This window comes from Pantoea eucrina, assembly GCF_002095385.1.
GTDB classification, from domain to species: domain Bacteria; phylum Pseudomonadota; class Gammaproteobacteria; order Enterobacterales; family Enterobacteriaceae; genus Pantoea; species Pantoea eucrina.
In genome coordinates this window covers 1-7,578 of the sequence record NZ_MIPP01000071.1, presented here as the reverse complement: position 1 = coordinate 7,578, position 7,578 = coordinate 1, and the positions used below count along the sequence as shown (strand labels likewise).

Below are 7,578 nucleotides of genomic sequence, written 5' to 3'. Positions count from 1 at the left end.
AGCGGCCAGCGTCGTCGCGGCTGCGTGAGCGACCGGAATCGTCACCGCTGCGTGGCGCGCGCGCGCGATCGCTTTCGTCATTGTTGCGATTGCTGCGGGGAGCAGAGCGACGATTATCTTCCTGGCGCGCAGCAGGACGGCCGCCTTTGCCGGTACGCGGATTTGGCTTACTGCCGCCCTCCTCTTCACGTACATACATCACTTTTACCTTGCCGCTTTTGCCTTTAAATTCGTCGTTCATCTGTTCCTCCAGCATTGAGAGCGCGAAGATTACCTGATGTGCCAGCGCTTAGCTATCAACTATTGAACCTATTGGGTAATCCAGATTGAGCATAGCATCCAGCCTTTTCATAATACGACTCTATCATCAGATTTACAGGACCGGTTTGAGATGACAATGAATACTGTATGCGCCGGCTGTCAGGCAGTTAACCGCGTTCCCGAAGCGCGTCTGGCCGACGGTGCAAAGTGCGGTCGCTGCGGCGAAGCGCTTTTCAACGGCGAGGTAGTTAATGCCACGGCCGCTACGCTGGATAAATATCTGCAGGATGACCTGCCGGTCGTGATCGACTTCTGGGCGCCGTGGTGCGGCCCCTGCGTGAACTTTGCGCCCGTATTTAAAGAAGTTGCGGCCGAACGCAGCGGCAAAGTGCGTTTTATTAAAGTCAATACGGAAGCTGAGCAGGCGCTCAGCACGCGTTTTCGCATCCGCACGATCCCGACCATCATGATTTTTAAACGGGGCGAAATGGTCGATATGCTGAATGGCGCGATGCCGAAAACGCCGTTTAATGAGTGGCTCGACGAAACCCTGTAGTCACTGAAGGCCAGCAGATTGCTGGCCTTGCTTTCCCCCTTCTATTACACTGACGTTTTTCCTGCCCTGCCTGTCTATGTCTGAAAATGCTGTTCTGCGCTTACGGGCGCAACGTCTGGCCCGCGCTACGCGGCCCTTTCTCGCGCGCGGTAATCGCGTTGTGCGCTGTCAGCGCTGTCTGTTGCCGCACAGGCACTGCCTGTGTGCCACGCTGCAGCCGCAGCAGTCGCGCAGCCGCTTCTGCCTGGTGATGTTCGATACTGAACCGATGAAGCCCAGCAATACCGGACGCCTGATTGCCGATGTGCTGCCGGATACCCTCGCCTTCGGCTGGTCGCGAACGGAGCCTGACCCGGCGCTGCTGGCAGCAGTGCAGAGCAGCGACTATCAGCCGGTGGTGGTGTTCCCCGCCTCTTATGCCGATCCCGGACGTGAGGTGCTGACTGCGCCGCCGATCAGCGGTAAACCGCCACTGTTTATTATGCTGGATGGCACCTGGTCTGAGGCGCGCAAAATGTTTCGTAAAAGTCCGTGGCTGGACCATTTTCCGGTGATGTCGCTGAGCGTGAACACCCCGTCGCGCTACACCCTGCGGGAGGCGCACGGCGAAGGACAGCACTGCACGGCAGAGGTCGCCGCAGCGCTGCTTGCTCAGGCGGGTGACAACGTGGCCGCCAGCGCCCTGCAGCAGCACTTTGAACAGTTCCGTCACGCCTACCTTGCAGGCAAACCGCATCATCCGGTTCATACGCAGCAGGCGTTAAACAGCAGCGAAAACTGAAGCTGGCTCGCAGCCTGACAGCAGCAAATCGGTTTTCGCCGTAAAAGCGTTTACAATCATGCCAATCCCGACAGCAGGAGTGGATGATGAGTCAACGTGGACTGGAAGCGCTGTTAAGACCTAAATCGATTGCGGTAATTGGCGCCTCGGTAACGCCGGGGCGTGCCGGCTATTTCCTGATGCGCAACCTGCTGGCGGGCGGCTTCAGCGGCCCGGTGCTGCCGGTTACGCCAAAATATAAGGCGGTACAGGGCGTGCTGGCATGGCCCGATATCGCCAGTCTGCCTTTTGCTCCCGATCTGGCCATTATCTGCACCCATGCAAAGCGCAATCCAGAGCTGCTGCAGCAGCTGGGCGAAAAAGGCTGCAGAGCCTGCATTATTCTCTCCTCACCCGCCAGCCAGCTTGAGACGCTGAAAACCTGCGCCAGCCAGTGGCAGATTCGCCTGCTCGGCCCTAACAGTCTTGGACTGCTGGCCCCGTGGCAGGGGCTGAATGCCAGCTTCTCGCCGGTGCCCATCGCTAAAGGGCGTATTGCTTTTGTTTCACAGTCTGCCGCGGTCTCAAATACCATCCTCGACTGGGCGCAGCAGCGGAATCTCGGCTTCTCCTGGTTTATCGCGCTGGGCGACAGCCTCGATATCGATGTCGATGACGTGCTCGATTTTCTGGCACGCGACCCGAAAACCAGCGCTATCCTGCTCTACCTGGAACACCTGAGCGATGCCCGGCGTTTTGTCTCCGCCTCGCGCAGCGCCTCACGCAATAAGCCTATTCTGGTCATCAAAAGCGGACGCAGCCGGGAGGCGCAGGCGATGATTGGCACCCTGAGCGGCCTGGATGCCGCCTGGGATGCCGCAATACAACGCGCCGGCCTGCTGCGCGTGCAGGATACGCATGAACTTTTCTCTGCGGTTGAATCACTCAGCCACATGCGTCCGCTGCGCGGCGAGCGCCTGATGATCGTCAGCAACGGCGCTGCGCCGGCTGCTCTGGCGCTGGATGCGCTCTATGCGCGCAGCGGTAAGCTGGCTTCGCTGGATGAGGCGATGCGACAGAGAGTAGCCTCACTACTGCCGGAGGGCGCTGGCCGGGGAAACCCGCTGGATTTAAAAGATGACGCCACACCTGCCCGCTACGTTGCCTGCATTGAACTGCTGCTCGACAGTCATGATTTTGACGCCCTGATGATTATTCACTCCCCCAGCGCGGTTGCGCCAGCGACCGAGACGGCGGAGCAGATTATTGCTGCACTCGCGCGTCATCCGCGCGGCAGGCAGATCACGCTGCTGACTAACTGGTGCGGTGAATCCTCATCCCAGGCGGCGCGGCGCGCCTTTACCCAGGCCGGCATTCCGACCTGGCGCACCCCGGAAGGCACCGTGACCGCGTTTATGCATCAGGTCGAGTATCGCCGTAACCAGAAGCAGCTGCGGGAAACGCCGGCGCTGCCACCGGGGCTGCAGCAAAACAGCGCTAAAGCGCATCAGCTGCTGCAGCAGGCACTTGACCGCGGTGTGACCACGCTGGATACCCATGAGGTGCAGCCTGTTATGCAGGCTTATGGTCTGACAACGCTGCCCGGCTGGATCGCAAGCGACAGTCAGGAAGCGGTCACTATTGCTGAGCAGACGGGCTATCCGGTCGCCCTCAAACTGCGCTCGCCCGATATCGCCCATAAATCTGAGGTACAGGGTGTGATGCTCTATCTGCGCAGCGCTGCCGAGGTGAAACAGGCCGCACAGGCTATTTTTGAGCGCGTGCGCAGCACGCATCCGCAGGCGCGCGTCGATGGCCTGCTGGTACAGAGTATGGCCAGCCGGGCTGGCGCTCAGGAGCTGCGCGTAGTGGTAGACCAGGATCCGCTGTTTGGCCCGATTATCCTGCTCGGCGAAGGGGGGGCTGAATGGCAGCCTGATAAACAGGCCGCCGTAGCGCTGCCGCCGCTGAATATGACGCTGGCGCGCTATCTGGTGATTCAGGCGATAAAAAGCGGCAAGATCCGCAGCCGCAGCGCGCTGCATCCGCTCGATATCGCCGGGCTGAGCCAGCTGCTGGTACAGGTATCAAACCTGGTAGTGGATTGTCCGGAGATCCAGCGGCTTGATATTCATCCGCTGCTGGCATCGGCAGAAACCTTTACCCTTATTGACGTCACGCTGCAGCTGGCCCCTTTTAGCGGCGACAGCGAGGCGCGGCTGGTTATCCGCCCTTACCCACAGCATCTGGAGGAGCAGGTTGAGTTGAAAGATGGCCAGCACTGCCTGTTTCGCCCAATCCTGCCTGAGGATGAGCCGCAGCTGCGCGCTTTTATTGCGCAGGTGACTAAAGAGGATCTCTACTACCGCTATTTCAGTGAAATCAGCGAATTCACCCACGATGATTTAGCCAATATGACGCAGATAGATTACGACCGCGAAATGGCGATTGTGGCGGTACGCCAGCGGGAAGGCGCTGAAGAGGAGATTATCGGCGTTACCCGCGCGATATCTGACGCTGATAATGTTGATGCGGAGTTTTCAGTGCTGGTTCGTTCCGATCTCAAAGGGCTGGGTATGGGGCGACGGCTGCTGGAGAAGATGATTCGCTATACCCGCGATCACGGTCTGCAACAATTGAACGGTATAACCATGCCGCACAATAGCGGCATGATTACGCTGGCGCGCAAACTTAACTTTCGCGTGAATATTCAGCTTGATGATGGCATTGTCACGCTTAATTTACCGTTGATTGACGTCGTAACGCCGCCTGTAGAGAACGGTAAAAATCCTCCTTAACAGGTGAGTTGATGTTATTATTTGACGTTAGGATCATGATTTGATGGCAAAAGGCCATACAAATGAACAGAGAAGAAGTGCACTGTGATGTTGTCTAAATTTAAACGCAATAAACACCAACAACACCTCGCACAGCTGCCTAAACTGTCACAATCTGTGTCGGATGTGACCACGCTTTTTTCGCCCGCTGAGTTTCGCGAAACGCTGCTGGCAAAAATTGCAGCGGCAGAAAAACGCATCTGTATTGCTGCGCTCTATCTGGAAAATGATGATGGCGGCCGCAGTATTATGGAGGCGCTGTATGCGGCGCGTCAGGCTCGTCCGGAACTGGATATCGCCATTCTGGTAGACTGGCATCGTGCGCAGCGTGGACGTATCGGTGCGGCGCGTGGCCTGACCAATGCTGACTGGTACTGCGAGATGGCTACCCGGCATCCGGATATTGCTATTCCGGTTTATGGTATTCCGGTTAATACGCGGGAAGCGCTGGGCGTCCTGCATCTCAAAGGTTTTATCATCGACGATACGCTGCTTTACAGCGGAGCCAGCCTGAATGATGTCTATCTGCATCAGCATGAACGGTACCGCTACGATCGCTATCAGCTGATTCGTAATCCACAGTTAACGAATGCGATGTATGAGTGGATCGATGAAAACCTGAAACAGTCTGATGCGGTCAACCGCCTCGATCAGGCTGAGCGTCCTTCCAGCCCGGAAATCAAAAACGAGACGCGTCAGTTTCGCAGCGAGCTGCGCAGTTTTCATTATCATTTTACCGGCGATGCCGGTAACGATACGCTGGCGGTGACGCCGCTGGTGGGTCTGGGCAAGCGCAGCTTACTTAATAAAACTATTTTCCATCTGATGCCCTGCGCCGAGCAGAAGCTGACGCTCTGCACACCTTACTTTAATCTGCCTGCCATTCTGGTGCGTAACCTGATCCATCTGCTGCGTCAGGGCAAGGATGTCGAGATTATTGTCGGTGATAAAACGGCGAACGATTTCTATATTCCGCCGTCTGAGCCCTTCAAAGTGATCGGCGCCCTGCCCTATCTTTATGAGATCAACCTGCGTCGCTTCCTCAGCCGCCTGCAGTACTATGTTGATAACGGTCAGCTGACGGTACGCCTGTGGAAAGATGGTGAAAACAGCTATCACCTGAAAGGCATATGGGTTGATGATGAGTGGATGATGATCACCGGCAACAATCTCAACCCGCGCGCGTGGCGTCTGGATCTGGAAAATGCGGTATTGATTCACGACCCACTTAATCAGCTGGCGGAACAGCGCGAGAAAGAGCTGACGCTAATCCGCGAGCATACTACGGTGGTCACTCACTTTCGCGAGCTGGAAAGTATCTCTGACTACCCCGCCAAAGTGCGCAAGCTTATCCGTCGACTGCGGCGCATCCGCATCGATCGGTTGATCAGCCGGCTGCTGTAAAGTCATGCGGGCGTGCATCCTCTGTATAGTGTTGCTGTGTAGCGGATGTGCGCATCAGGCGCAGGATCGCTGGACCGGTAAAGATAAAGCGCAGCACTATGTTGCCTCAGCGCTGCTTGCCGCCGCCGGCAGCGAAATTTCCCGTCACCAGCAGCAGGATAACGCCCAAAATATGGGTTTTGGCCTGATGTTTTCACTCAGTTTTGGCGCGGCAAAAGAGCTCTATGACAGCCGTGCGGCAGGAAGCGGCTGGAGCTGGAAAGATCTGGCATGGGATGCCGCCGGCGCTGCCAGCGGCATCATGCTCTGGAATATCCGTCACTGACTACAGCGCAATTCCTTTTCCCTTGCGATGCAGCATAAGTGAGACCAGGAAAGAGAGCGCGCCCATGGCTGAGACATACCAGAAGAAGCTGGTTTCGATACCTTCTCTTTTCATCAGCAAAGCGACATATTCAGCCGAGCCGCCAAAAATCGCGTTGGCCACCGCATAAGAGAGTCCTACGCCCAGCGCACGCACCTCTGGCGGAAACATCTCAGCCTTAAGGATCCCGCTGATGGCGGTATAGAAGCTGGTGATAATCAGCGCCAGCATAACCAGCAGGAATGTGACCCAGTGACTCTCAGTATGCTGCAGCAGCAGCAGAACAGGTACGGTACAGGTTGCGGCGCCCGCGCCAAATATCATCATGGAAGCACGCCGTCCGATTTTATCTGATAGCGCACCGACAACAGGCTGGATCACCATAAAGACCAGTAACGCCCCCGTCATCAGACCGCTGGCACTGCGCGCGTCCATTCCGGCACTATTGACCAGATACTTCTGCATATAGGTGGTAAAGGTGTAGAAGCTCAGCGAGCCGCCGGCGGTAAAACCCAGCACCATAAAGAATGCGCGTGAGTGATTGCGCAACAGCCCTATCACGCTGCCCGCATCGCGATGCGCGCGATGTGACTTTTCAGAGGTTTCATTCAGAGAGCGTCGCAGCCAGAGTGCGACGATAGCCAGCCCGGCACCGATGAAAAACGGGATACGCCAGCCCCAGCTGCGCAGCGCCTCATCATCCAGTAGCTGCTGCAGTACCACGACGGTTAACACCGCCATCAGCTGGCCGCCAATCAGCGTCACATACTGAAAAGAAGCATAAAACCCTTTGCGGCCTTCCAGCGCGACTTCACTCATATAGGTTGCACTGGTGCCATACTCGCCACCCACTGACAGCCCCTGAAACATACGCGCCAGCAGCAGAATAACCGGCGCGGCTATGCCAATTTCGCCATAGCCTGGCAGACACGCAATAACTAAAGAGCCCAGACACATCATGCAGACCGAGATCAGCATAGACGTTTTACGTCCGTGCTTATCGGCAATATAGCCAAACAGCCAGCCGCCGATCGGCCGCATCAGAAAACCTGCAGCGAATACCCCGGCAGTTTGCAGAAGCTGTGTGGTGGTATCACCTGCCGGAAAAAAGACATGAGCAAAATAGAGGGAGAAAAAAGAGTAAACGTAAAAGTCAAACCACTCGACCAGGTTACCGGACGACGCCCCGACAATTGCCCGGATCCGTTGCCGCGTCTCTGCTGCTGATACAGGCGGTCTGCTGTTTTGATGTTCCTGATGGGTCATGCTTTACCTCATTTCCTTGCGAAGAAAAAACGCGAAACGGGTAGTAAAACATTAGTTTGCCCGATAAGGGAATTGGCTCTGCTCCGGAATGAGAAACGGTAGTAAAGAATGAAGGGAGCAGCTGCCGCTA

At 56.5% G+C, this 7,578-nt stretch carries 6 protein-coding genes and 1 pseudogene; 5 read left to right on the top strand and 2 right to left on the bottom strand.

Annotated elements, in window-relative coordinates; genetic code table 11:
• Positions 1-241: pseudogene (locus tag HA43_RS19270) on the bottom strand (tRNA/rRNA methyltransferase); the annotation flags it as partial.
• Between the two features lie 156 nt (positions 242-397).
• Here HA43_RS19270 and trxC point away from each other — a divergent pair.
• The 5 genes from trxC (at position 398) to HA43_RS18015 (ending at position 6,143) form a co-directional block, all read left to right on the top strand.
• Positions 398-817, top strand: coding sequence for a thioredoxin TrxC (trxC, locus tag HA43_RS18035; protein WP_039385620.1), 420 nt, complete (start codon positions 398-400; stop codon positions 815-817).
• Between the two features lie 76 nt (positions 818-893).
• Positions 894-1,598, top strand: coding sequence for a tRNA-uridine aminocarboxypropyltransferase (locus tag HA43_RS18030; RefSeq protein ID WP_094112291.1), 705 nt, complete (start codon positions 894-896; stop codon positions 1,596-1,598).
• Positions 1,599-1,684: 86 nt separating this feature from the next.
• Positions 1,685-4,375, top strand: coding sequence for a bifunctional acetate--CoA ligase family protein/GNAT family N-acetyltransferase (locus HA43_RS18025; RefSeq protein ID WP_094112290.1), 2,691 nt, complete (start codon positions 1,685-1,687; stop codon positions 4,373-4,375).
• A gap of 87 nt (positions 4,376-4,462) precedes the next feature.
• Positions 4,463-5,818, top strand: coding sequence for a CDP-diacylglycerol--serine O-phosphatidyltransferase (pssA, locus tag HA43_RS18020; RefSeq protein WP_071668497.1), 1,356 nt, complete (start codon positions 4,463-4,465; stop codon positions 5,816-5,818).
• Between the two features lie 4 nt (positions 5,819-5,822).
• Positions 5,823-6,143, top strand: a complete 321-nt coding sequence (locus HA43_RS18015) for a YfiM family lipoprotein (protein WP_094112289.1) — start codon at positions 5,823-5,825, stop codon at positions 6,141-6,143.
• On the opposite strand, the gene HA43_RS18010 is transcribed toward HA43_RS18015, so the two are convergent.
• The gene (locus HA43_RS18010; protein WP_094112288.1) at positions 6,144-7,448 is read right to left on the bottom strand and encodes an MFS family transporter; all 1,305 of its coding nucleotides are present in this window, start codon (positions 7,446-7,448) and stop codon (positions 6,144-6,146) included.
• Between the last annotated feature and the right edge of the window lie 130 nt (positions 7,449-7,578).